19 protein-coding genes are annotated in these 22,628 nt (G+C 67.5%); 14 read left to right on the top strand and 5 right to left on the bottom strand.

Annotation, left to right across the window (positions count from 1 at the left end; genetic code table 11):
* Positions 1–17: 17 nt before the first annotated feature.
* From AR540_RS11205 to znuA, 3 genes are all read right to left on the bottom strand, one after another.
* On the bottom strand, positions 18–1,412 hold the full coding sequence (locus AR540_RS11205; protein WP_059228914.1) for an ATP-binding protein: 1,395 nt from the start codon (positions 1,410–1,412) through the stop codon (positions 18–20).
* Entirely contained in the window at positions 1,409–2,086 is a 678-nt protein-coding gene (locus AR540_RS11200) for a response regulator transcription factor (RefSeq protein ID WP_058761644.1), read from the bottom strand. Before AR540_RS11200 ends, AR540_RS11205 begins: the two co-directional genes overlap by 4 nt.
* 497 nt (positions 2,087–2,583) lie before the next feature.
* Positions 2,584–3,564 carry a zinc ABC transporter substrate-binding protein ZnuA gene (gene znuA, locus AR540_RS11195; protein WP_059228913.1) on the bottom strand — a complete coding sequence of 327 codons (981 nt, stop codon included), beginning with the start codon at positions 3,562–3,564 and terminating at the stop codon, positions 2,584–2,586.
* Positions 3,565–3,629: 65 nt separating this feature from the next.
* Here znuA and AR540_RS11190 point away from each other — a divergent pair, with 65 nt between their 5' ends.
* Genes AR540_RS11190 through znuB form a run of 3 tightly spaced genes read left to right on the top strand, consistent with a single transcriptional unit; the run spans position 3,630 to position 5,660 of the window.
* Positions 3,630–4,115 (top strand): Fur family transcriptional regulator, encoded by a 486-nt coding sequence (locus AR540_RS11190; RefSeq protein WP_059228910.1) that lies wholly within the window; start codon positions 3,630–3,632, stop codon positions 4,113–4,115.
* A complete protein-coding gene (gene znuC, locus AR540_RS11185; protein WP_059228907.1) occupies positions 4,112–4,882 on the top strand; it encodes a zinc ABC transporter ATP-binding protein ZnuC in 771 nt (256 codons plus the stop codon). The genes AR540_RS11190 and znuC overlap by 4 nt, the downstream gene beginning before the upstream one ends.
* A complete protein-coding gene (znuB, locus tag AR540_RS11180; protein WP_059228904.1) occupies positions 4,875–5,660 on the top strand; it encodes a zinc ABC transporter permease subunit ZnuB in 786 nt (261 codons plus the stop codon). The genes znuC and znuB overlap by 8 nt, the downstream gene beginning before the upstream one ends.
* On the opposite strand, the gene AR540_RS11175 is transcribed toward znuB, so the two are convergent.
* Positions 5,657–6,613 carry a sulfonate ABC transporter substrate-binding protein gene (locus AR540_RS11175; protein WP_059228902.1) on the bottom strand — a complete coding sequence of 319 codons (957 nt, stop codon included), beginning with the start codon at positions 6,611–6,613 and terminating at the stop codon, positions 5,657–5,659. The two genes, znuB and AR540_RS11175, sit on opposite strands and share 4 nt — an antisense overlap.
* Positions 6,614–6,811: 198 nt before the next feature.
* On the opposite strand from AR540_RS11175, the gene AR540_RS11170 reads away from it, so the two are divergent.
* Both AR540_RS11170 and AR540_RS11165 read left to right on the top strand, forming a co-directional pair.
* Positions 6,812–7,108, top strand: coding sequence for a YciI family protein (locus AR540_RS11170; RefSeq protein WP_059228900.1), 297 nt, complete (start codon positions 6,812–6,814; stop codon positions 7,106–7,108).
* 301 nt (positions 7,109–7,409) lie between these two features.
* Positions 7,410–8,471 carry an acyltransferase family protein gene (locus AR540_RS11165; RefSeq protein WP_059228898.1) on the top strand — a complete coding sequence of 354 codons (1,062 nt, stop codon included), beginning with the start codon at positions 7,410–7,412 and terminating at the stop codon, positions 8,469–8,471.
* A 58-nt stretch (positions 8,472–8,529) separates the two neighbouring features.
* Here AR540_RS11165 and AR540_RS11160 read toward each other — a convergent pair whose 3' ends face one another.
* Positions 8,530–9,546 carry a zinc-dependent alcohol dehydrogenase family protein gene (locus AR540_RS11160; protein WP_059228896.1) on the bottom strand — a complete coding sequence of 339 codons (1,017 nt, stop codon included), beginning with the start codon at positions 9,544–9,546 and terminating at the stop codon, positions 8,530–8,532.
* A 149-nt stretch (positions 9,547–9,695) separates the two neighbouring features.
* On the opposite strand from AR540_RS11160, the gene AR540_RS11155 reads away from it, so the two are divergent.
* The 9 genes from AR540_RS11155 (at position 9,696) to AR540_RS11115 (ending at position 22,614) form a co-directional block, all read left to right on the top strand.
* Positions 9,696–10,616: a LysR family transcriptional regulator gene (locus AR540_RS11155; RefSeq protein ID WP_059228894.1), complete on the top strand. Its 921-nt coding sequence runs from the start codon at positions 9,696–9,698 to the stop codon at positions 10,614–10,616.
* Between the two features lie 196 nt (positions 10,617–10,812).
* Positions 10,813–12,030, top strand: coding sequence for an efflux RND transporter periplasmic adaptor subunit (locus AR540_RS11150; RefSeq protein WP_059228892.1), 1,218 nt, complete (start codon positions 10,813–10,815; stop codon positions 12,028–12,030).
* Positions 12,031–12,184: 154 nt separating this feature from the next.
* Positions 12,185–15,361: an efflux RND transporter permease subunit gene (locus AR540_RS11145; RefSeq protein WP_059228889.1), complete on the top strand. Its 3,177-nt coding sequence runs from the start codon at positions 12,185–12,187 to the stop codon at positions 15,359–15,361.
* Complete coding sequence (locus tag AR540_RS11140) at positions 15,358–16,791, top strand: efflux transporter outer membrane subunit (protein WP_059228887.1); 1,434 nt, start codon at positions 15,358–15,360, stop codon at positions 16,789–16,791. The genes AR540_RS11145 and AR540_RS11140 overlap by 4 nt, the downstream gene beginning before the upstream one ends.
* Before the next feature lie 434 nt (positions 16,792–17,225).
* The gene (locus tag AR540_RS11135) at positions 17,226–20,033 is read left to right on the top strand and encodes a monovalent cation/H+ antiporter subunit A (protein ID WP_059228885.1); all 2,808 of its coding nucleotides are present in this window, start codon (positions 17,226–17,228) and stop codon (positions 20,031–20,033) included.
* A gap of 1 nt (position 20,034) precedes the next feature.
* On the top strand, positions 20,035–20,364 hold the full coding sequence (locus AR540_RS11130; RefSeq protein ID WP_017642337.1) for a Na+/H+ antiporter subunit C: 330 nt from the start codon (positions 20,035–20,037) through the stop codon (positions 20,362–20,364).
* A complete protein-coding gene (locus tag AR540_RS11125) occupies positions 20,361–21,860 on the top strand; it encodes a monovalent cation/H+ antiporter subunit D (RefSeq protein ID WP_059228883.1) in 1,500 nt (499 codons plus the stop codon). Before AR540_RS11130 ends, AR540_RS11125 begins: the two co-directional genes overlap by 4 nt.
* Entirely contained in the window at positions 21,857–22,360 is a 504-nt protein-coding gene (locus tag AR540_RS11120) for a Na+/H+ antiporter subunit E (RefSeq protein WP_059228881.1), read from the top strand. The genes AR540_RS11125 and AR540_RS11120 overlap by 4 nt, the downstream gene beginning before the upstream one ends.
* Positions 22,345–22,614: a K+/H+ antiporter subunit F gene (locus AR540_RS11115; protein WP_059228879.1), complete on the top strand. Its 270-nt coding sequence runs from the start codon at positions 22,345–22,347 to the stop codon at positions 22,612–22,614. The genes AR540_RS11120 and AR540_RS11115 overlap by 16 nt, the downstream gene beginning before the upstream one ends.
* The last annotated feature ends 14 nt before the right edge of the window (positions 22,615–22,628 follow it).

The following is a 22,628-nucleotide window of genomic DNA, read 5'->3' as shown; positions in this document are numbered from 1 at the left end:
CAGTCATGACCCACGGGTCACGTCCTGGCGCCATTGTGCACCAAGGAAGGCCGCTCCGGGGAAATGGCGGCGGGCAGGCGGAAACGGAAGCGCGCCCCGCCCAGGCTGGATTCGTCGATGGTCAGGCTGCTGCGGTAGCCCTCGAGAATGTCCTGCACCACCGCCAGGCCGATGCCTTGCCCGGGATGCCGGCTGTCCATGCGCATGCCACGACGCAACACGCTTTCGCGGCGTTCGGCCGGGATACCCGGGCCGTCGTCCTCGATGTCGAGGATCCAGTGCTCGGTATGCCGCCGGGCGCTGACGCGTACCTGGGTCAGGCACAGCCGGTAGGCGTTCTCCAGCAGGTTGCCGAAGACCTCGAGCATGGCCGCCTCCTCGGCCTGGACACGCAGGTTGGGCGGCAGCTCCAGCTCGGCCTGGACGCGCTTCTCGGCGTAGACCTTGTCCAGGGTGCTGAACAGCGATTCCAGCAGCGGCGCCAGCTCCAGCGGTCGACTGAGCACCGCGCCGCCCTGGCGGGTGGCCCGCTGCAGCTGGTACATCACCTGCTGGTTCATGCGCTCGATCTGGGTCTGCAGGGTGCCGACCTCCTGGTCCAGCTGCGGCCGTCGGCGCAATTCCTCGGTCACCCCCTGCAAGACCGCCAGGGGCGTCTTCAGGCTGTGGGCGAGATCGCCAAGCGTGTCGCGATAGCGCTCGCGCTGCAGGCGTTCGTGGTCGAGCAGGCGGTTGAGCGAGCGGATCAGGCGGCTGATCTCGCTGGGCACGTTCTTCTCGTCGAGCAGGTCGCGCTGGTCGGTTTCCACCGCGTCGAGTTGCTGGCTGAGGCGACGCAGGGGTCGCAGGCTCCATTGCATGACCAGCGCCAGCAGCAGCAACAGGGCGCCGAGCACCCCCACCAGCCAGAGGATCACCTGGTGCAGGAAGGTGGCGCGCAACCGTTCGTATTCCTCGGCCGGCTGCATGGTGACCACGCTGAAGCCCGCCACCGGCGGATTGCCCAGCAACACCTCGCGGTCGAAGACGAAGAAGCCCTGGCCCTGGTCATCGGTAGCCTTGACCAGCTTGACTCCGCCGCCGTCGAAGGTGGGCTTGTAGTTGGGTCGCTCCTTGATCGCCGAGCGCGAGCGCCAGAGCAGGCGCCCGTTCTGATCGTAGACATAGCCGAGGATCGGCGAACCGGGCCGGTCGAAGACCTCCTCGGCGATCATCTCCGGCATCGCCAGGCGCCCGTCGATGGCCCGGGCCGCGCCGATCAGGGTGTTGGCGTTGGCCTCCAGGCGCGCAGCGACGAAGTTCTCCACCGTGCGATCGAAGGCATTGCGGATCGCCGGCACGATCAACGCCAGGCAGACGATCACCAGCAGCGCCGCGCTGAGCAGCAACCGCACGCGAAAGGAACGGATCACTGGCAGCGCTCGGTGAACAGGTAGCCGCGGCCCCGGACCGTTTCGATGGGTTGCATCTGGCAGTTGGCCTCCAGCTTGCGCCGCAGGCGGCCCACCAGCACCTCGATGACGTTGCTGTCGTGCTCGCCATCATCGTCGTAGAGCTGCTCCATGAGCCGCTCCTTGGTGATCACCTGCTGGTGGTTGCGCATCAGGTATTCCAGCAGGCGGTACTCGTAGGCGGTGAGCTGCAGCGGCTGCTCCTCGTTGAAGGCCTGCTGGCGGCCCAGGTCCAGCTTCAGCGAACCCGCGCGGATGCTCGGCTGGACGAAACCCGCCGAGCGACGCAGCAGCACATTGAGGCGCGCCTCCAGCTCTTCGAACTGGAAGGGCTTGACCACGTAGTCGTCCGCACCGGCACCCAGGCCCTCGACCTTGTCCTGCCAGCTGCCGCGAGCGGTGAGGATGAGGATCGGCAGGGTGGCACCCTGGTTGCGCAGCTGGCGGATCAGGTCGAGCCCGCTCATGCCCGGCAGGCCCAGGTCGATGATGGCGAGGTCGTGGTGGAATTCGCGGGCGCTGTAGAGCGCTTCTTCCGCATCGGCCACGGCATTGACGACATGACCGGCTTCACCCAGACGCACCTTGAGGTGGTGGCGCAGCAGGTTTTCGTCTTCGACGACGAGGATCTTCATGCAGACTCCTGAACAGCTAACGAGACTCTCTGTGGCTGCGACCGCATGTAGCTCACGCTTCGCGCAGCAGCGCCCGGGTACCGATTATGGCGCCTGAGGCGGGCTGACGGCGAGAGCGGGGAATGCATGGACGGGGTCGCTCACTTTATTCCAGGCAAAAAAAACCTCTCCAGTTGGAGAGGTAAGGAGCACTTCATGGGGATCGGAAACTGCCGTTGGGGGACGGCTACAGGGAACCAGAGCTGACTTGGTGACCCTGCAATGGAGTTACAAGGATGAACATCGCCAGGTCGGGTCGAAGTGTCCGGACGATCTGCCTTAGCGGGAGCTGCGCTAGGGTGAACATGTCCGGGCGACCTCGGCGTTGCTGATCTGACAGTTGCAGATTAGGCCAATGGCCCTGAACGCTCCCTGAACTCGTCCTGAACGCTAGCTGAACGGCGGCGAAGTGGCGCTAAGACGACGAAAAGACGGCTCCTGGCCATCGCCCAAGGGCTTCAGGGCAGCTTGCCCAGGCAACCGCCCAGGGTGTCGGCCACGCGCTGCAGCAGGGTGGTGTAGCCCTGCCGGTCCGCGGCGATGCGGGCGCCCAGCGGATCGAGCTCCACCAGGGTCACCGGCAGGCCGCTGCTCAGGGTGGTGGCGATCTTCGGCTGCAGCGGCGGCTCGGTGAAGACGCAGGTCGGGCCGGCGGCCTTGAGTTCTTCACGCATGGCGGCCACGTGACGGGCGCCGGGCTGGACGTCGGCGCCCAGGGCGAAGACGCCACGATGCCCCAGGCCATAGGCCTCCTCGAAATAGTCGAAGGCCTCGTGGAAGACGAAGTAGGGCTTGCCGGCCAGAGGCGCCAGCTGGGCGCGCAGGGCCTGGTCCTTGGCCGCGAGTTCGGTCTCGAAGGTCTTGAGGTTGGCCGCGTAGCGTTGCGCATTGGCCGGGTCGGCCTGGCTCAGGTCGGCGGCCAGGCGGGTGGCGATCACCCGGGCGTTGGCCGGGCTCAGCCAGAGGTGGGCATCCAGGCTACCGGGACGATGGTCATGGTCGTGGGCGTATTCGGGTTCGCCGCCCTGTTCATCACCGTGCGCATGCGCATGCTCGTGCTCGTGCTCGTGCTCGTCGTCATGGGCGTCCGCATGCTCTTCGCCGAAGCGCCGCAGGTGCAGGCCGGGCAGCTCCTGGACGGCCAGGCTGGGGCCCTGGCGGTCCTTGAGCACGGCTGGCAGGAAGGTCTCCAGATCCGGGCCGATCCAATAGACGAGATTGGCCTCGCGCACCTGGCGCAGGTCCGAGGGGCGCAGGGCGTAATGGTGCGGCGAGGCGCCCGGCGGCAGCAGCACGGCAGGCTGGCCGGCACCGTCCTGGATGGCCGCGGCGATCAGTTGCAAGGGCTTGATGCTGGTCAGCACCTGCACCTCGGCCTGGGCGGACAGCAGGGTGCAGGCGAGCAGCAGGGAGGCGACGAGGGGTAGGAGGCGCGGCACGTGAAAATCCCGATTCTTAAGAGAGGTGCAATATAATAACGTCCTGGCTTCCAAGGTACTGCTCCATGTCCGATGCTCCCCTGGCCTTTCGGCCCCACGATCATTCCCGCTGCGTCGCCCACGCGCTGGCCGAGGCGGATCACCTCTGCAGCCGCGCCGGCGTGCGCCTCACCGACCTGCGCAAGCGGGTGCTGGAACTGGTCTGGCAGAGCCACAAGCCGCTCGGTGCCTACGACATCCTGGCGGTGCTCAGCGAGCAGGACGGCCGCCGCGCGGCGCCGCCCACCGTCTACCGGGCGCTGGATTTCCTGGTGGAAAACGGCCTGGTGCATCGCATCGCATCGCTCAATGCCTTCGTCGGCTGCAACCATCCCGGCGAGGCCCACCAGGGCCAGTTCCTGATCTGCCGTAGCTGCCAGGTGAGCATCGAGCTGGAACAGCCGGCCGTGCACCAGGCCATCCTCGACGGTGCCAGTGCCGTGGGCTTCCAGGTGGAGGGCCAGACCGTGGAAGTGGTCGGTCAGTGCGCCGCCTGCCGGAAGCAGGCATGAGCGAGGCGCTGATCCGGCTGCAGGACGTCAGCGTGACCTTCGCCGGGCAGCCGGTGCTCGACCAGGTCAGCCTGACCCTGGACCCCGGCCGCATCGTCACCCTCATCGGCCCCAACGGCGCCGGCAAGACCACCCTGGTGCGCAGCGTGCTCGGCCTGCTCACGCCCGATCGCGGCAGCGTCTGGCGCCGCCCGCGGCTGCGCATCGGCTATATGCCGCAGAAGCTGCAGGTGGATGCCACCCTGCCGCTGTCGGTGCTGCGCTTCCTGCGCCTGGTGCCCGGGGTGAATCGCGCCAGCGCCCTGGCTGCCCTGGGCGAAGTGGGTGCCGAGGGGGTCATCGACAGCCCCCTGCAAAGCATCTCCGGCGGCGAGCTGCAGCGGGTGCTGCTGGCCCGCGCCCTGCTCCGCCAGCCCGAGTTGCTGGTGCTCGACGAACCCGTGCAGGGCGTCGATATCAACGGCCAGAGCGAGCTGTACCGGCTGATCGGCCAGTTGCGCGAGCGCCATGGCTGCGGCGTGCTGATGGTCTCCCACGACCTGCACCTGGTGATGGGCGCCACCGACCAGGTGATCTGCCTGAATCGCCACGTCTGCTGCTCCGGCCATCCCGAGCAGGTCAGCGGCGATCCGGCCTATCAGGCGCTGTTCGGCCAGAGCGCGCGCAACCTCGCCGTCTACCACCATCACCACGATCACGCCCACGACCTGCATGGCAGCGTGGTCAAGACCCCGCACGTCCATGGAGCCCACTGCAAGCATGGCTGATTTTCTGCTGTATGCCCTGCTCGCCGGTCTCGCCCTCGCCCTCGTCGCCGGTCCCCTCGGTTCCTTCGTGGTCTGGCGGCGCATGGCCTATTTCGGCGACACCCTGTCCCATGCCGCCCTGCTCGGGGTGGCCCTGGGCTTTCTGCTGGATGTCAGCCCGACCCTGACCGTTACCGTCGGCTGCCTGGCGCTGGCCGTGCTGCTGGTGGTGCTGCAGCGCCGCCGGGGGCTGGCCGCCGATACCCTGCTGGGCATCCTCGCCCACAGCACCCTGTCGCTGGGGCTGGTGGCGCTGTCGTTCATGCACGAGGTGCGGATCGACCTGATGAGCTATCTGTTCGGCGACCTGCTGGCGGTAGGTCCGGCCGACCTGCGCTGGATCCTCGGCGGCAGCGCCCTGGTGCTGGCGGCCCTCGCCTGGCTGTGGCGGCCGCTGCTGGCCATCACCGTGCACGAGGAGCTGGCCCAGGTCGAAGGCCTGCCGGTGACCTGGATCCGCCTGGCGCTGATGCTGCTGGTGGCCATCGTCATCGCCGTGGCCATGAAGATCGTCGGGGTGCTGCTGATCACCTCGCTGCTGATAATCCCCGCCGCCACCGCCCAGCGCCATGCCCGCAGCCCGGAGCAGATGGCCTGTGGCGCCAGTCTGCTGGGCATGGTCGCGGTGTGCCTGGGGCTGACCCTGTCCTGGTACCAGGACACTCCGGCCGGCCCCTCGGTGGTGGTGGCCGCCGCGGGAATGTTCCTGCTGGGGTATCTGCTGCCGCGGCGCGCTTAGCGTGGTGCCTGCCAGACCGCCTGGCTGATGTCGACCTTGCGCGGAATCAGCCCCTGGGCGTGGAAGATGTCGGCGGTCTGCTGCTGGATGGCGATGATCTCGGGCGTCAGTGCCGTCACCCCATAGCCGGCACGGGCCTGCCAGGTGGCGATCACCGCTTCCGGCAGACCGATCTGCTGCGCCAGGATGCGGCTCACCTCCGGCTTGTGGGTATTGGCCCAGGCCCCGGCCTTGGCCAGTTCCGCCAGCAGCAGGCGAATCGCCTCGGGGTGGGCATCGGCGAAACGGCGCGATCCTTCATAGAAGCTGTTGGCGTGCAGCAGGCCCTTGTAGTCGGCGAGTACGCGTACCGGCTGGCTCTGCTGGATGGCTGCCAGGTACGGGTCCCAGACCACCCAGGCGTCCACCGATCCGTTGGCGAAGGCGGCGCGGGCATCGGCAGGCGGCAGATAGACCGGCTGGATATCCTTGAAGCTGAGCCCGGCCTTTTCCAGGGCAGCGACCAGCAGGAAGTTGGCGCTGGAGCCTTTCTGCACCGCGACCTTCTTACCCTTGAGTGCCGCCACGTCGCCGATCGGGGAGCCGTCCGGCACCAGGATGGCCTCGACCGACTCACTGGCCGGTTCGGCCCCCAGGTAGACCAGATCGATCCCGGCGGCCTGGGCGAAGATCGGCGGCGGCGAGCCGGTGTAGCCGACGTCGATGCTGCCGGCGTTGAGCGCCTCCAGCAGCTGCGGGCCGGCCTGGAACTCGCGCCAGCTCACCTGGTAGCCCTGGGCGCCCAGGGTCTGCTCCAGGGTACCCTGGGCCTTGAGCACGGCCAGCAGGCCACCACCCTTCTGGTAGCCGATCCGGAGTGGCTGATCGGCGGCCTGGGCCACGGCCAGGCTGCCGAAGGTCGCCAGGGCGATCAAGGCGATACCTGCCAGGCGACGGAGTGTTGCGAAAGTCATAGCGGCCTTTCCTTATTCCATTGAAAAAGGACAGCCTGGCCACTTTATACAAAAATGTTTAATACTCTTCTCGCCTAAGGCTATGCCGTGCGCCAGGGTGTGGTCAGTTGTCCAAGGTCCGATTGACGCTGTACCCGCGATCACGCCACCCTGCGCGGGCGGCGGCCACCGGGGCCACCGCCCCTATCGGAGCCTGCCATGCCTTTTCTGATCGAGACCTTCGACAAGCCGGACAGCCTGGCCCTGCGCCAGCAGCATCGCCCGGCCCACCTGGACTTCCTCCGCGAGCATGCCGCCGCCCTGCTGGCCTGTGGCGCCAAGCTCAACGACGACGGCGAGACCGCCAGTGGTAGCGTCTACATCGTCGACGTGGAAACCCGCGCCGAGGCCGAAGCCTTCCTGGCCCAGGACCCCTTCAGCCAGGTCGGCCTGCCCGCCGAGGTGCGCATCACCCGCTGGCGCAAGGCGGTACTCGACGGCAAGGCCTTTGTCTGACGGTCCGGCGGCCCCTGGCCGCCATCCTCCCCCGCCCTTTGGCTTAAGGAATCCTTAAAACTGGCAGAATGCCAGCTTAATCACCGCCAATCGCCGGCGTTGTCAGTTCACACTTTCGGGAATCGCTTCATGGAAAAGTGATGCAGCGCAAGAAAACCCCGGCTTTTCCCTTTGCCTCGATAAGGACGGATGCGAACTAGCCTAAGCTCAGCGGGCTCAGATGAACGATGCGCCGACATCCGTTCCCCATCGCTCGATTGAGGCAACGCTGTCTCGCCTTAGCTCGTACAGAGGACTCAGCATGACCAAGACCACGCCCGAGAAGGATCTGCGAATAGAGACCATTCGCGGACTGGCGCTGTTTCTGATGGTAGCGGGCCACGTCATCGGCAGTTCGTCCACCCTCGGCATGAAGGTGCCCGACGACTCCGTGCTGCGCTACCTCTACGATTCGCTCGTCTACATCCGGATGCCGCTGTTCACCGCCATCTCCGGCTACGTCTACGCCCTGCGCCCGGTGAATACCGGCAGCGACCTGTCGCGCTTCTACCAGGGCAAGTTCAAGCGCATCGGCATTCCCCTGCTGGTGGTCTCGACGCTGTTCTTCGCCATGCAGATGGCCGTGCCCAATACCAACTACAAGCCGCAGCTGACCGATATCTTCAGCATCTACTTCTTCAGCTACGCGCACTTCTGGTTCCTGCAGTCGATCTTCTGCATCTTCGTGGTGATCGCCCTGCTGGAGAAGGCCGGCCTGCTGCTGACCCTGCGCAACTATGGCCTGGTGTTCGCCGTGGCCCTGGCGGCTTCCTTCGCCTGGGAGAGCTTCCCGGACCTGTTCAGCCTCTACAAGGCCGTGCAGCTGTTCCCCTTCTTCCTGCTGGGCCTGGGTCTCTACCGCTTCGGCGACCAGCTCATCACTCGCCGCAACGTCACGACCATGGCCGTGGCCCTGGCTATCCTGGTAGGTATCGACCAGGCCTATCTGTTCGAGCTGGTCGATCTCGACGAGAACGACATGACCGTCGTCGGCACCGCCCTGGGCCTGGCCGCCATCAGCCTGCTGATCGCCCGCCGGTTCTATTTCAAGCCGCTGGCCTGGCTGGGTTACTTCTCCTTCGAGATCTACCTGTTCCACGTCTTCGGTACCGCCGGCGCCCGCATCGTGCTGAACAAGTTGCAGGTGCACGACATCTGGGTGGTCTTCACCATCAGTATGGTCATGGGCCTGCTCCTCCCGGTGGTGCTGAAGCTGGTGCTGGAGCGGATCAGCCCGCTGCACTTCCTCAGCGTGGCCTTCTTCGGTGCCAAGACGCGGGTCAACCGCGCCAACCCACCGTTGCAGAAGAAAGCCGCCGCCTGAGCCGCTGAAGGGCCACAAAAAACCCACGCCAAGGCGTGGGTTTTTCTGCGCTTCAGGCTCAGTCGACGCTGATGACCACCCGACCCCGGGTCGGGCACTGCTCCATGCAGCGATGGGCCTCGACGTACTGGTCGAAGGGGAACACCTGTTTGATCTGCGCCTTGAGCAGACGGTCGCGGGTCAGTTGGTCGATGTGCTGCAGGGCTTCGCGCACCGCGGCGCAGTCCGCTTCCAGGCCCATCTCCGGTTGGCCGGTGAAATCCTGCACACAGTGGATGTAGAGCTTGAATTTCTTCTTGAAGGCCGCGCAGGCCGGCAGCGGGGTCTGGTTGCCGCCGTTGAGGCCGTAGAGCAGCAGCCGCCCACGGGGCGCCATGGCCTCGCCGAGCAGTGCCAGCTGCGGGCCGCCCAGGGCATCCAGGGCCACGTGCACGCCTACGCCGTCGGTGATGCTGGCGATGCGGCTGACCAGGTCCTCTTCCTCGGCGGCGATGACCTTGTCGGCACCGAGTTCGCGCAAGTAATCGCGGTCGGCGGCATCATGGGTACTGGCGATGATGCGAGCGCCCAGGGCCTTGGCCAACTGGATGGAAACCGGTCCGCAACAGCGGCTGGCGTCGGTGATCAGCACCCATTCGCCCGGCTGCAGGCGGGCCTGGTGTACCAGGCCGGTATAGGCAGTCAGCAGCGGCGTGTAGTGCACCGCGGCCTCGACCGGAGTGAGCACCTCCGGGTAGCGCACCAGGGAGGTGGCCGGGTAGACCAGCTCGTCGCCGTAGGCCGGATAGCGATTGATGTCGTGGCCCAGGAAACTGGCCACGCGATCGCCCACGGCGAATTCTGCGACACCCTCGCCCAGGGCGGTGACCACCCCGGCCAGCTCGCAACCCAGACCCGCTGGCGGATTGGCCTGCTCGGGGGCCAGGTTCTGCCGCCAGAGCACGTCGTACCAGCTCACGCCGATGGCCTGTACCTTGACCAGCACCTCGCCGGGCCCGGCCACGGGCGTGGGCCGGTCGATGCAGGTGAGCACCTCCGGCGGGCCGAATTCGGTGAACTGGATCAGGCGGGACATGGGACTACCTCGCGTTGATGCCGACCCCGGAACGGTTGCCGAGGCGGACTGCTATGACTAGGACTCTAACCAGCCTTCCCTTAGGATTCTATGCATCCCCATCGATAATGGACATCGGGGGTATCGATCCACTCCCTGCCGGGGCCTGAATGAACCGTACCGATCTGCGTCGCGTCGACCTCAATCTGCTCATCGTGTTCGAGACCCTGATGCTCGAACGCAGCGTCACCCGTGCCGCGGAAAAGCTGTTCCTCGGCCAGCCGGCGATCAGCGCCGCCCTGGCGCGGCTGCGCACCCTGTTCGACGATCCGCTGTTCGTCCGCACCGGGCGCAGCATGGAACCCACGCCACGGGCCCAGGAGATCGCCGCCCTGCTGTCGCCGGCGCTGGACCAGATCTCCAGCGCGGTGAGCCGCACCCAGAGCTTCGAGCCGGCCAGCGCCGATCGGGTATTTCGCGTCGGCCTTTCCGACGACGTGGAATTCGCCCTGCTGCCGCCCTTGCTGCGGCGCATCCGCATCGAGGCGCCGGGGACCACCCTGGTGGTGCGGCGGATGAACTACCTGACCGCCGCCGGCATGCTGGCCTCCGGCGAGATCACCGTGGCGGTGGGCTATACCGAGGAATTGCCGGCCAACGCCAAGCGTCGTCCGGTGCGCCGCTTCGGCTTCAAGGTGCTGCGTGCCGACAGCAAGCCCGGACGCCTGACCCTCGACGAATACTGTGCGCGACCCCATGCCCTGGTGTCCTACGCCGGCGACCTCACCGGCTATGTCGACGAATTGCTGGATAAACTCGGCCGCCAGCGCCGGGTGGTGCTGGCGGTGCCCCAGTTCAACGGCCTGGGCTCGCTGCTGGCGGAAACCGACCTGTTGGTGATGGTCCCGGACTACACCGCGCGGCTGCTGGCCAGCACCGGTGGCCTTCGCTACGAGGACCCGCCCGCCGAGCTGCACGACGGCGGCCATGAGCTGCCGATGGCCTGGAGCGGTGCCCAGGATCACGACCCCGGCGAGCGTTGGCTGAGGTCGCGCATCCAGATGTTCATCGGCGATCCGGACAGTCTTTGAGGCTAAACCCTGCCCTTGCTCGGGCGGAAGGGCTCAACCGCGGCCCTTTCCGGTGAAGGCCATCACCATCGGCGATACCTACGACAAAACCATCATCGCCATCGATAAATAAGTTCGAGCCCTTCGATTCGTCGCTGCCCGCGCACGGCGGCAGACTCGCCTCCCTGACCTCTTTCCACCTCGGGCGGACTCGAACATGGAACTCTTCGCGAAAACCCTCGGCCCCCTGGCCCTGACTTCAACGCTTCTGCTCGCTGCCTGCGGCGATTCCCATCCCCAGGCCAGTGCCGCCCCGCCCGCGCCCAAGGTGAGCGCCGCCGAGGTGCTGCGCCAGCCGGTAGTGGAGTGGGACGAGGTGACCGGCCGCCTGGAAGCGCCGGAATCCGTGGTGGTGCGTCCCCGCGTGTCCGGCTACGTCGACCGCGTGCTCTTCCACGAAGGGGCCCAGGTCAAGCGCGGCGACCTGCTGCTGCAGATCGATCCGCGACCCTTCCAGGCCGAGGTCAAGCGCCTCGAGGCCGAGCTGCAACAGGCCCGCGCCAACGCCAGCCGCACCGCCGACGAAGCCGCCCGCGGCGAACGCCTGCGCAGCAGCAACGCCATCTCCGCGGAAATCGTCGAGGCCCGCCGCAGCGCCGCCCAGGAAGCCAAGGCCAGCGTCGCCGCGGCCCAGGCGCAACTGGACGCCGCGCGCCTGAATCTGGGCTTCACCGAGGTCCGCGCCGCCATCGACGGCCGCGTCGGTCGCGCCGAGGTGACCGCCGGCAACCTGGTCAACGCCGGTGACACCCGCCTCACCACCCTGGTCTCCACCGACAAGGTCTATGCCTATTTCGACGCCGACGAGCGCGTCTTCCTCAAGCAGCAGGCCCTGGCCCGCCAGGGTCAGCGCGGCACCGCCAGCCCGGTCTACATGGCGCTGTCCAACGAGGACGACTTCTCCCATGAAGGCCACATGGACTTCATGGACAACCAGCTCGATCCGCGCACTGGCACCATCCACGGGCGCGCCGTGTTCGACAACGCCGATGGCCGCTTCACCCCAGGGCTCTATGCCCGGCTGCGGCTGGTGGGCAGCGGCACCTACGAAGGCACCCTGATCCAGGACGCCGCCGTGGGCACCGACCTGGGCAAGAAATTCGTGCTGGTGGTGGACGGCCAGAGCAAGGCCGCCTACCGCACCGTCGACCTGGGCCCACGCCTGGAAGGCCTGCGCATCGTGCGCAAGGGACTGGAAGCCGGCGATCGCATCGTGGTCAACGGCCTGCAGCGGGTGCGCCCGGGCATGACCGTCGACGCCCAGTCGGTACCCATGGCCGATGCCACCACCCTGGCCGCCCTCAAGCGCCAGCGCGACGCGGTACTGGCCAGCCTGCCGGCGCCCAGCCAGCCGCTCAAGGTGGGTAGTCGCTAGCCCCTAGCTTCACCCCGTCCCGTTTCAGACTTTCACCCGTCCAGGCATCGCGGTATCGCGGTCATGGACCGCTCCTAGGCGTCCGTACCTGTAGGAGCGGTCCATGACCGCGATGGCTGCGCCTCTGCACGCCTTTCGCTCAAGGACTGCTCCGATGAACTTCTCCCAGTTCTTCATCCGCCGGCCGATCTTCGCCGCCGTGCTCTCGCTGATCATCCTGATCGGCGGAGCCATCTCGCTGTTCCAACTGCCGATCAGCGAATACCCCGAGGTGGTGCCGCCCACCGTGGTGGTGCGCGCCACCTTCCCCGGCGCCAACCCCAAGGTGATCGGCGAGACCGTCGCCGCGCCCCTGGAGCAGGCCATGAACGGCGTGGAGCACATGCTCTACCTGTCGTCCCAGTCCACCGCCGACGGCAAGCTGACCCTGACCATCACCTTCGCCCTGGGCACCAACCTGGATACCGCCCAGGTACAGGTGCAGAACCGCGTCACCCGCACCCTGCCCAAGCTGCCGGAAGAGGTGCAGCGCCTCGGCGTGACCGCCGACAAGGCCTCGCCGGACCTGGCGATGGTGGTGCACCTGACCTCGCCGGATCAGCGCTACGACATGCTCTATCTGTCCAACTACGCCCTGATCAACGTCAAGGACGAGCTGGCGCGGCTGGACGGCGTGGGCGATGTCCAGCTGTTCGGCATGGGCGACTATTCCCTGCGCGTCTGGCTCGATCCGGACAAGGTGGCCTCGCGCGGCCTGACCGCCAGCGACGTGGTCGCCGCCATCCGCGAGCAGAACCGCCAGGTCGCCGCCGGTGCCCTGGGCGCGCCGCCAGCGCCGGGCAGCACCAGTTTCCAGCTGGCCATCAACACCCAGGGCCGCCTGGTGGACGAGGAGGAATTCGCCAACATCATCGTGCGCGCCGGCAGCGACGGCCAGATCACCCGGCTGCGCGACATCGCCCGCATCGAACTGGGGTCCAACCAGTACGCCTTGCGCTCCCTGCTGAACAACCAGCCGGCGGTGGCCATCCCGATCTTCCAGCGCCCCGGCAGCAATGCCATCGACCTGTCCAACCAGGTGCGCGCCAAGATGGCCGAGCTCAAGCAGAGCTTCCCCCAGGGCATGGACTACGAGATCGTCTACGACCCGACCATCTTCGTGCGCGGCTCCATCGAGGCCGTAGTGCACACCCTGTTCGAAGCCATCATCCTGGTGGTGCTGGTGGTGATCCTGTTCCTGCAGACCTGGCGCGCCTCCATCATTCCGCTGGCGGCGGTGCCGGTATCGCTGATCGGCACCTTCGCGGTGATGCACGCCTTCGGCTTCTCGCTCAATGCGCTGTCGCTGTTCGGCCTGGTGCTGGCCATCGGCATCGTGGTGGACGACGCCATCGTGGTGGTGGAAAACGTCGAGCGGAACATCGGCCTCGGCCTCGATCCGGTAGCCGCCACCCGGCGCGCCATGGGCGAGGTGACCGGGCCCATCATCGCCACCGCCCTGGTGCTCTGCGCGGTGTTCGTCCCCACCGCCTTCATCTCCGGCCTCACCGGGCAGTTCTATCGCCAGTTCGCCCTGACCATCGCCATCTCCACGGTGATCTCGGCCTTCAACTCCCTGACCCTGTCGCCGGCCCTGGCCGCAGTGCTGCTCAAGGGCCACGACGCGCCCAAGGACCGCTTCTCGCGGCTGCTCGACCGACTGTTCGGTGGCTGGCTGTTCGCCCCCTTCAACCGCTTCTTCGACAAGGCCAGCCACGGCTACGTCGGCGCCGTGCGCCGGGTGCTGCGCGGCGGCTCCATCGTGCTGGTGCTCTATGTGGTGCTCCTGGGCCTGACCGGCCTGGGCCTGGTGAAGACGCCGACCGGCTTCGTGCCGCCCCAGGACAAGCAGTACCTGGTGGCCTTCGCCCAGTTGCCCGACGCCGCCACCCTGGATCGCAGCGAGGACGTCATCCGCCGCATGTCGGCCATCGCCCTCAAGCACCCCGGCGTGGAAAGCACCGTGGCCTTCCCCGGCCTGTCCATCAACGGCTTCACCAACAGCCCCAACAGCGGCATCGTCTTCGTGACCCTGAAGCCCTTCGAGGAGCGCCGCGATCCCTCGCTGTCGGCCGGCGCCATCGCCGCGCAGTTGAACGGTGAATTCGCCGCCATCCAGGAATCCATCATCGCCATCTTCCCGCCGCCACCGGTCCAGGGCCTTGGCAGCATCGGCGGTTTCCGCCTGCAGGTGGAAGACCGCGGCAACCTGGGTTACGAGGAACTCTACGCCCAGACCCAGAGTGTGCTGGCCAAGGCGCGGCAGTTGCCGGAGCTGGCGCCGGAGTCGCTGTTCACCAGCTACCAGGTCAACGTGCCGCAGATCGATGCCCACATCGATCGCGAGAAGGCCAAGACCCACGGGGTGCCCATCGACGCCATCTTCGACACCCTGCAGGCCTACCTGGGCTCGGTCTACGCCAACGACTTCAACCGCTTCGGCCGTACCTTCCAGGTCAACGTCCAGGCCGACCAGCGCTTCCGCCTGGAGCCCGAGCAGATCGGCCAGCTCAAGGTGCGCAACGACCGCGGCGAGATGGTGCCCCTGTCCACCTTCGTCAAGATCAGCGACACCGCCGGCCCCGACCGGGTGATGCACTACAACGGCTTCCTGACCGCCGAGATCAACGGCGCGCCGGCCCCGGGCTACAGCTCCGGCCAGGCCCAGGCGGCCATCGAGCGGCTGCTCAAGCAGGAGTTGCCCAACGGCATGACCTTCGAATGGACCGAGCTGACCTACCAGCAGATCCTCTCCGGCAATACCGCCCTGCTGGTGTTCCCGCTCTGCGTGCTCCTGGCCTTCCTGGTGCTGGCCGCCCAGTACGAGAGCTGGAGCCTGCCGCTGGCGGTGATCCTGATCGTGCCCATGACCCTGCTCTCGGCCATCACCGGGGTGATCCTGGCCGGCAGCGACAACAACATCTTCACCCAGATCGGCCTGATCGTGCTGGTGGGCCTGGCGTGCAAGAACGCCATCCTCATCGTCGAGTTCGCCAAGGACCAGCAGGCCACCGGCAAGGACCGCGTCGCCGCGGTGCTGGAGGCCTGCCGCCTGCGCCTGAGGCCCATCCTGATGACCAGCTTCGCCTTCATCATGGGGGTGGTACCCCTGGTGACCTCCACCGGCGCCGGCGCCGAGATGCGCCACGCCATGGGCGTCGCGGTGTTCTCCGGGATGCTCGGGGTGACCTTCTTCGGCTTGCTGCTCACACCGCTCTTCTATGTTCTGGTGCGCGCCTTCGTGGAGCGTCGCCAGGCCCGCTCCGCCGTTGCCCAGGAGGCCCAGGCATGAAGGCTTTCGCTCCCCTGCTGCTGGCGCTGGTGGTCTCCGCCTGCGCCGTCGGCCCGCACTACCAGGCGCCTGAGCAGGCACCCGCCCAGCTCAAGGCCAGCCAGCAGCCCAGCGCCTACGACCAGGGCCGCTTCGAGGCGCTCTGGTGGCGCCAGTTCGAGGACCCGACCCTCAACGCCCTGGTGGCAAGCAGCCTGGACGGCAACCGCGAGTTGCGCGCCGCCTTCGCCCGGCTGCGGGCCGCCCGTGCCCTGCGCGACGACGATGCCAACGATCTCTATCCGACCGTCACCAGCCGTGCCAGCAGCCAGCTGGGCAAGGCCCAGCAACCCGGTTTCACCGAGGAGCGGGTCAACAGCGATCGCTACGACCTGGGCCTGGACATGGCTTGGGAGCTGGACCTGTTCGGACGCGTGCGCCACACCCTGGAAGCCAGCGATGCACGCGCCGAAGCCGCCGCCGCCGACCTCGCCGGCCTGCAGGTCAGCCTGATCGCCGAGCTGGTGGATGCCTATGGCGACCTGCGCGGCGCCCAGCTGCGCGAACGCATTGCCCGCGACAACCTGGGCAACCAGCGCGAAGCGCGCCGCCTGACCGTGACCCTCAGGGACGAAGGCCTGGGCAGCGATCTGGACGTGCAGCGCAGCGAGGCACGGCTGGCGGCCACCGAAGCCAGCCTGCCGGAATTCCAGGCCCAGGCCACCCGCGCCCGCAATCGCATCGCCACCCTGCTCGGCCAGCGCCCGGATGCCCTGAGCGTGGATCTCGCGCCCAAGGCCCTGCCGGCCATCGCCAAGCGCCTGCCCATCGGCGATCCCGGCGAATTGCTGCGCCGCCGTCCGGACGTGGCCGCCGCCGAACGCCGGCTGGCCGCCGCCACCGCCGACGTCGGGGTGGCCACCGCCGATCTGTTCCCGCGGGTCAGTCTCTCGGGCTTTCTCGGCTTCACCGCCGGGCGCGGTTCGCAGATCGGCAGCAGCGCCGCCCGTGCTTGGGGCCTTGGCCCGAGCATCAGCTGGGCGGCCTTCGACCTAGGCAGCGTCCGCGCCCGCTTGCGCGGCGCCCGTGCCGGCTCCGACGAGGCCCTGGCCAACTATGAGCAGCAGGTGCTGACCGCCCTGGAAGAAAGCGCCAATGCCTTCAGCGACTACGGCCGTCGCCAGGAGCGCCTGCAGGCGCTGATCCGCCAGTCGGTGGCCAGCCGCGCCGCCGCCGACCAGGCCGAGATCCGCTATCGCGAAGGGGGCACCGACTTCCTGGTGCTGCTCGACGCCCAGCGCGAACGCCTGGCCGCGGAAGATCAGCAGGCCCAGGGCGAGATCGAGCTCTATCGCGGCATCGTCGCCCTCTACAAGGCCCTGGGTGGCGGCTGGGACGTGCAACCCGCCCGTCTCGCCCAAGGCAACGCTTCCCCCGCGCCGGCGCGCTAACCGCCGGCGCTTACCCCCGACACGCGTGTTCTCTTGCTCCTTTGGCGTGTCGGGTTTTTTCTTCCCGCTATCCGGTGCGGCGCGCCTGGCGCGGCACCGGGTCCCGCCCTTCCTGCGGGCCTGAGCAAAAGCCCGCTCCAGAGGTCTCAGAGAGACCTGGAGCGCCGCTGCCCGGCGGATATATCCCAGACTGGACGCCTCGCGGCTGTTTCCTAATATTTTGTAAGGGAGACAGGCCTAGGAATCTGTGGTCTCTCTTTTATTATCACCGTAGGTTATTAAACCGTCGGTTCTTGTACGAAACTCAGAGATCGATCCGCGTGCCCCTTGTCGTCCTGGCAAGCTTCCCGGCGCGGGGATCGAATGCCACTCGAGGCCTCTAGGGAGCCCCATCTACCAACCGCCGTGAGGCGGCTCAGCTAAAGGATGCAGGCATGGTATTGGCGCTGATCATCGCGTTGCCCTTCCTGGGAACACTGCTGTCGCTGGCGACCGATCGCTTCGGCCGGCGCGCCTGCGCCCTGGGCACCGCCGTGGCCCCCGCCCTGGCCCTGGCCCTGCTGGCGACGCAACTGCCGGCGGTCCTGGACGGCGCCGTGCTGCTGCACCGGGTCGACTGGCTGCCCGCCCTGGGCCTGAATCTCAGCCTGCGCCTGGACGGCCTGGGGCTGATGTTCGCCCTGATGATCCTGGTCATCGGCCTGCTGGTGATCCTCTACGCCACCTATTACCTGAGCAAGGACGAAAAGGTCGGGCGCTTCTTCGCCTACCTGCTGCTGTTCATGGGCGCCATGCTGGGCGTGGTGCTGGCGGAAAACCTGCTGCTGCTGATGGTGTTCTGGGAGCTGACCAGCCTGTCGTCCTTCCTGCTGATCGGCTTCTGGAGCCACAGCAAGGAAGCCCGCCAGGGCGCGCGCATGGCCCTGACCGTCACCGGCGGCGGTGGCCTGGCCCTGCTCGCCGGCATCCTGCTGCTCGGCCATATCGTCGGCAGCTTCGAGTTGACCGACGTGCTCGCCGCCGGCCCGCTGATCACCGGCCATGCCCTCTATCCGCTGGCGCTGATCCTGGTGCTGCTCGGCGTCTTCACCAAGTCCGCGCAATTCCCCTTCCACTTCTGGCTGCCCCAGGCCATGGCCGCGCCGACGCCGGTCTCGGCCTATCTGCACTCGGCGACCATGGTCAAGGCCGGGGTCTTCCTGCTGGCACGGCTCTATCCGGCACTGGCCGATTCCGAGTGGTGGTTCTACATCGTCACCCTCACCGGCCTCACCACCCTGGTGGTGGGCGCCATCCTGGCGCTGTTCCAGCACGACCTCAAGGGCCTGCTGGCCTACTCCACCATCAGCCACCTCGGCCTGATCACCCTGCTGTTCGGTCTCGACACCCAGCTGTCCACCGTGGCAGCGGTGTTCCATATCCTCAACCACGCCACCTTCAAGGCCTCGCTGTTCATGGCCGCCGGCATCATCGACCACGAGACCGGCAGCCGCGACATGCGCCGCCTGGCGGGACTCTGGCGCTACATGCCGCATACCGCGGTGCTGGCCATGGTCGCCGCCGCGGCCATGGGCGGGGTGCCGCTGCTCAACGGCTTCCTGAGCAAGGAGATGTTCTTCAACGAGACCCTCAACCACGGCCTGTTCGGCAGCTTCAGCTGGATCGTGCCGGCGGTGGCGGTGCTCTACGGGGTCTTCTCGGTGGCCTATTCGCTGCGCTTCATCCACGACGTCTTCTTCAACGGCGAGCCGCGCGACCTGCCCCATTACCCGCCTCACGAGCCGCCGCGCTACATGAAGATCCCGGTGGAGATCCTGGTCCTGTTGTGCCTGCTGGTGGGCGTGGTGCCGGGCTACACCGTGGCGCCGCTGCTGGCCGCCGGCGCCAGCGCCGCCCTCGGCGGCAGCCTGCCCGACTACAGCCTGGCCATCTGGCACGGCTTCAACACCGCCCTGGTGATGAGCCTCGTTGCCATGGTCGGCGGCGTGCTGGTCTATGCCTTCCGCCAGCCGCTGTTCCGCTGGCAGGCCGGCCTGCCCGACGTCGACACCCGGCTGGTCTTCGAGCACAGCCTCAATCGCCTGATCGGCTTCGCCCAGCGGCTCACCGGGCGCCTGGAAAGCGGCTCGCTGCAGGGCTATATCGCGCTGATGCTGGCGGCCACCCTGGTGCTGCTGGTGGCGGCGCTGTCCGGGCTGGACAGCCTCGCAGGCCCAGTGGCCCTGTCGCCCTTCGATCCGCTCACCGCCCTGGGGCTGGGCATCCTGATGCTGACCGCGGTGCTGACGGTGTTCTTCCACCGCAATAGACTCAAGGCGCTGATGACCCTGAGCACCGTGGGCCTGATCGTCTCCCTGCTGTTCGCCCGCTACTCGGCGCCGGACCTGGCCCTGACCCAGCTGTCGGTGGAGGTGGTGACCATCATCCTGCTGGTGCTGGCGCTGTTCTTCATGCCCGATCGCACCCCCATCGAATCCAGCAGCCTGCGCGGCCTGCGCGACGTCCTGCTGGCCGGCGGCCTGGGGCTGCTGGTGGCCCTGCTGGCCTATGCCGCGCTCACCCGGCCCTATACCGGTATCGGCGACTTCTTCCTGGCCAACTCGGTGTCCGGCGGCGGTGGCTACAACGTGGTCAACGTCATCCTGGTGGACTTCCGCGGCTTCGACACCCTCGGCGAGATCACCGTGCTGGCCATCGCCGCGGCGGGCGTCTATGGCCTGCTCAAGCACCTGCACCTGCCGCATCCGCTGGTCGACCCCAAGGGTACGCCCTGGTCGCGCGACAGCCATCCGATGATCCTCAACAACGTGGCCCGGGTGCTGCTGCCGCTGGCGCTGCTGGTATCGGCCTTCATCTTCGTGCGCGGCCACAACCTGCCCGGTGGCGGCTTCATCGCCGGCCTGATCACCGCCATCGCCCTGATCCTGCAGTACGTGGCCCATGGCGTGACCTGGACCCAGCGCCGCCTGCCGATCAGCTACCACGCCCTCTGCGGCCTCGGGGTGCTGATCGCCGCCCTCACCGGGCTGGGCTCGCTGGCGTTCGGCCGGCCCTTCCTCACCACCGCCTTCGACTACTTCGCCATCCCGCTGATCGGCAAGACCGAACTGGCCACCGCGCTGATCTTCGATCTCGGGGTCTACCTCGCCGTCGTCGGCGCCACCCTCCTGATCCTCTCCAACCTGGGCCACGTCAGCCGGGACGAGAAGGACACGGACGGCTCCAGCCAGGAGGTGCTCTAGCATGGAAATCCTGTTCTGCACGGCCCTCGGGGTGCTCACCGCCAGCGGCGTCTACCTGCTGCTACGGGCACGACTCTATCCGGTGGTGCTCGGCCTGACCCTGCTTTCCTACGCGGTCAATCTCTTCCTGTTCGCCATGGGGCGCCTGCGCACCGGCGTGCCGGCGGTCATCGGCAAGGCCGCCGAGCAGGCCGACCCGGTGCCGCAGGCGCTGGTGCTCACCGCCATCGTCATAGGTTTCGCCATGACCGCCTTCGTGGTCGCCCTGTCGCTGCGTGCCCTGGGCGAATTGCGCACCGACCACGTGGATGGCGAGGAGCCGCGCCGATGAAACACCTGATCATCCTGCCGATCCTCGTGCCGCTGTTCATGGGCGCTCTCCTGCTCATGCGCCCGCGGCTGTCCGCCCGCACCGCGCGTGGGCTGTCGCTGCTGGCCACCGAGACCCTGCTGCCGCTGGCGCTGCTGCTCCTGCAGCGGGCCAGCAGCGGCCAGTTGGAGGTCTATGCCCTGGGCGACTGGCCGGCGCCCTTCGGCATCGTTCTGCTGCTGGATCGCCTGGCCGCGCTGATGCTGGTCACCGTGGCGGTACTGGCCGCTGGCGCGGCGCTCTACGCCTGCCGCGGCGACGACGCGCGCGGTCCGGATTTCCATGCGCTGTTCCAGTTCCAGTTGCTCGGCATCAACGGCGCCTTCCTCACCGGCGACCTGTTCAACCTCTTCGTTTTCTTCGAGATCCTGCTGATCGCCTCCTATGCCCTGCTGGTGCACGGTGGCGGCCCCGCGCGGGTGCGCGCCGGCCTGCACTACGTGGTGCTCAACCTGGTGGGCTCGGCACTGTTCCTCGTCGGCATCGGCCTGCTCTACGGCCTGCTCGGCACCCTGAACCTGGCCGACCTCGGCCTGAGGGTCGCCAACGCCGATCCCGCGCAGGCGCCGCTGCTGGCGGCGGCAGGCTTCCTGCTGCTGGTGGTGTTCGGCCTCAAGGGAGCCATCCTGCCGCTGTACTTCTGGCTGCCCAGTGCCTATTCGGCGGCCAGCGCGCCGGTCGCCGCCCTGTTCGCCATCATGACCAAGGTCGGGCTCTACGCCATCGTCCGCGTCTTCCTGCTGGTGTTCGGTGCTGCCGCCGGACCGCTGGCCCACTACGTCCTGCCCTGGCTCTGGCCACTGGCGGCCGTCACCCTCGCCGCCGGGGTGTTCGGCGCCCTGGCCGCCCACCACCTCAAGGCGCTGCTCGGCTATCTGGTGGTCATCTCGGTCGGCATGCTGCTGACCGGCGTGGCCCTGGGCAACGTCGCCGGGCTCGCTGCCAGCCTCTTCTATCTGGTCCACAGCACCTGGATCGCCGGTGCCCTGTTCCTGCTGGCGGATCTCATCGCCCAGCAACGCGGCTCCCAGGGCGACACCCTCAACAGTGGTCCGCCGCTGGCGCACGCACGACTGCTCGGCGGGCTGTTCTTCCTCGGCGCGGTATCCGTCGCCGGCCTGCCGCCCTTCCCCGGCTTTCTCGGCAAGGTGATGCTGCTGCAGGCCACCGGCACCGCCTGGCCGGCGCTGATCATCTGGCCGGTGGTGCTGCTCGGCGGACTGGGCATGATCATCGCCCTGTCCCGCGCCGGGACCACGCTGTTCTGGCGCGGCAAGGGCGCGGCCCTGGACGTGCGCCTCGATCCCGTCCAGCTCGCCGCCACCCTCGGCCTGCTGCTGGGCAGCCCGCTGCTGATGGCGCTGGCGGCGCCGCTGCATGGCTACGTCTTGGAGACTGCCCGGCAACTGCTGGACGTCGCACCCTACTTCGACATCGTCCGGGGGGTTGGCCCATGAAGCGCTGGCGCCTGCTGCCACACCCGCTGCTCACCGTCCTGCTGACCCTGACCTGGCTGCTGCTCAACAACAGCCTGAGTCTCGGCCAGTTGCTGCTGGGCTTGCTGCTCGGCTGGGGCATCCCGCTGCTCTGCCAGGATTTCCTGCTGCACGCGCCCCGGCTGCGCCGCCCGGCTCTCCTGCTGCGCTACATGCTGATGGTGGTGTACGACATCGTCGTCGCCAACCTGCACGTCGCGCGCCTGGTGCTGGGCCGTACCGAGGCGCTCAGGCCCGCCTTCATCGAGGTGCCTATCGACATCGAGGACGAATTCCTCCTCACCCTGCTGGCCTGCGTGGTATCCCTCACCCCCGGCACCGTCTCGTCCGGCCTCAGCGGCGATCGCAAGACCCTGCTGCTGCACGGCCTCGATGTCGCGGACAAGGACGCGGTGATCCGCCAGGTCAAGACGCGCTATGAAGCCCCGCTCAAGGAGATCTTCGAATGCTCACCTACGTGACCCTGCTGTGCCTGGGGATGATGGGCGTGGCCGCCGTGCTCAACGTCTATCGTCTGGTGAAGGGACCGGACATCCCGGATCGGGTGCTGGCGTTGGATACGCTCTACATCAACGTCCTGGCGATCATCATCCTGTTCGGCATCTGGCTGGCCACCGACGTCTTCTTCGAAGCGGCGCTGCTCATCGCCGTGACCGGCTTCGTCGGCACCGTAGCGCTGGGCAAGCACATGCTGCATGGCGAAATCATCGACTAACGGAGTGCTATCCC

This window comes from Pseudomonas sp. EpS/L25 (assembly GCF_001512295.1).
Taxonomy (GTDB): Bacteria; Pseudomonadota; Gammaproteobacteria; order Pseudomonadales; family Pseudomonadaceae; genus Chryseomonas.
Note: the sequence above shows the minus strand (reverse complement) of the source record. Positions and strands in the feature narration are given on the sequence as shown.

Bases quoted from the DNA above. Each gene is read 5' to 3' on its own strand.
- AR540_RS11200 (WP_058761644.1), bottom strand. From the start codon at position 2,086: ATGAAGATCCTCGTCGTCGAAGACGAAAACCTGCTGCGCCACCACCTC.
- AR540_RS11190 (WP_059228910.1), top strand. From the start codon at position 3,630: ATGTCCGATGCTCCCCTGGCCTTTCGGCCCCACGATCATTCCCGCTGC.
- znuC (WP_059228907.1), top strand. From the start codon at position 4,112: ATGAGCGAGGCGCTGATCCGGCTGCAGGACGTCAGCGTGACCTTCGCC.
- znuB (WP_059228904.1), top strand. From the start codon at position 4,875: ATGGCTGATTTTCTGCTGTATGCCCTGCTCGCCGGTCTCGCCCTCGCC.
- AR540_RS11175 (WP_059228902.1), bottom strand. From the start codon at position 6,613: ATGACTTTCGCAACACTCCGTCGCCTGGCAGGTATCGCCTTGATCGCC.
- AR540_RS11170 (WP_059228900.1), top strand. From the start codon at position 6,812: ATGCCTTTTCTGATCGAGACCTTCGACAAGCCGGACAGCCTGGCCCTG.
- AR540_RS11165 (WP_059228898.1), top strand. From the start codon at position 7,410: ATGACCAAGACCACGCCCGAGAAGGATCTGCGAATAGAGACCATTCGC.
- AR540_RS11160 (WP_059228896.1), bottom strand. From the start codon at position 9,546: ATGTCCCGCCTGATCCAGTTCACCGAATTCGGCCCGCCGGAGGTGCTC.
- AR540_RS11155 (WP_059228894.1), top strand. From the start codon at position 9,696: ATGAACCGTACCGATCTGCGTCGCGTCGACCTCAATCTGCTCATCGTG.
- AR540_RS11150 (WP_059228892.1), top strand. From the start codon at position 10,813: ATGGAACTCTTCGCGAAAACCCTCGGCCCCCTGGCCCTGACTTCAACG.
- AR540_RS11145 (WP_059228889.1), top strand. From the start codon at position 12,185: ATGAACTTCTCCCAGTTCTTCATCCGCCGGCCGATCTTCGCCGCCGTG.
- AR540_RS11140 (WP_059228887.1), top strand. From the start codon at position 15,358: ATGAAGGCTTTCGCTCCCCTGCTGCTGGCGCTGGTGGTCTCCGCCTGC.
- AR540_RS11135 (WP_059228885.1), top strand. From the start codon at position 17,226: ATGGTATTGGCGCTGATCATCGCGTTGCCCTTCCTGGGAACACTGCTG.
- AR540_RS11130 (WP_017642337.1), top strand. From the start codon at position 20,035: ATGGAAATCCTGTTCTGCACGGCCCTCGGGGTGCTCACCGCCAGCGGC.
- AR540_RS11125 (WP_059228883.1), top strand. From the start codon at position 20,361: ATGAAACACCTGATCATCCTGCCGATCCTCGTGCCGCTGTTCATGGGC.
- AR540_RS11120 (WP_059228881.1), top strand. From the start codon at position 21,857: ATGAAGCGCTGGCGCCTGCTGCCACACCCGCTGCTCACCGTCCTGCTG.
- AR540_RS11115 (WP_059228879.1), top strand. From the start codon at position 22,345: ATGCTCACCTACGTGACCCTGCTGTGCCTGGGGATGATGGGCGTGGCC.